The sequence below is a fragment of the Rhizobium sp. P2_G2 genome (assembly GCF_056403555.1).
Map to the genome: position 1 here is coordinate 1 of NZ_JBFUFF010000264.1, position 1052 is coordinate 1052.

The window sequence follows — 1052 nt, forward strand, 5'->3', positions numbered from 1 at the left end:
TGTCAGTGTCAGCCCGTCGTCGCCGTTGCTGCCGATCAGCGTCTCGATCCCGCTCAGCGTGCCGGCGGTAAAGTCTATGATGTTGCCGGATGTTGTCAGTACGATCTGATCGCCGCCGGTGCCGCCGGCGATCGACTCGCCAGCTACGAAATCGCCGCTCGCCAGATTGAAGGTGTCGTCCCCGGCGCCGCCGTCGAGCGTATCGGCCCCACCGCCGGCGGTGATCGTATCGTCGCCTGCATGGGTGCTGATCGTGTCGTTGCCTGATCCGGTCGTGATAAAATCATTGCCGACTGTAGATCCGTCGGTATCGGTAGAAATGGAGTTATTGCCGTCACCCGCGTCAATCGTGCTGCCGCCGGTCACGCCCCAACCTCTTAGGGAGACAACGTCGTTTCCCGACCCGGTAATGATATTGACGGTGCCGCCATATCCCGTCACATGGTTGTTACCGCCCCCAGCGTTGATCGTGTAGGCGCCTGCCCCGAGACCGATGTCATCGTTTCCACTGCCAGAGAGGATAGTCGCAACAGCATTAGGCACGAATATCGTGTTATCGCCATCACCTGCATCAATATATTGGTTGCCGTTTCCGACCTGTATGTTGTCTGCTCCTGAGCCGGTCAGAACCGTGTAGTCGCCATTGCCGCCCTGTATTGTGTTCGTGCCATCGCCGGCGTCTATGTATGCGCCACCGCCGTTATCCCGGATCACATCGTTTCCGGAACCCGCCACGATTCTATCGAAACCTTGAAATCCAAGCTGTACGAAGTTGTTACCTTCGCCAACATCGATGTCGTTGTTCCCGCCGTTGTAATCAGTGACAGCATCGTTTCCGCTGCCGCCGACAATGACATCGCTGCCGCCGCTCCCGATTATCGTGAACCCTTCAGTCTGGTTGGCCAGGTTGATGTTGACGCCAAATGCCTGCGCCGCCGAGATCACCTCGACATTGATGAGGCTACCGTCGGCAAGCCCGTTGAGAACGGCCGACGTGGAGGTCAGGCTGATCGTGTCGGTGCCGCCGCCGAGATTGACCGATGAGTTGAAGG

At 58.4% G+C, this 1052-nt stretch carries 1 protein-coding gene; it reads right to left on the reverse strand.

The window, feature by feature from the left end; genetic code table 11:
- The coding region (locus tag AC1D06_RS42640; protein ID WP_477991620.1) for a calcium-binding protein at positions 1-1052 on the reverse strand (1052 nt) is incomplete at both ends.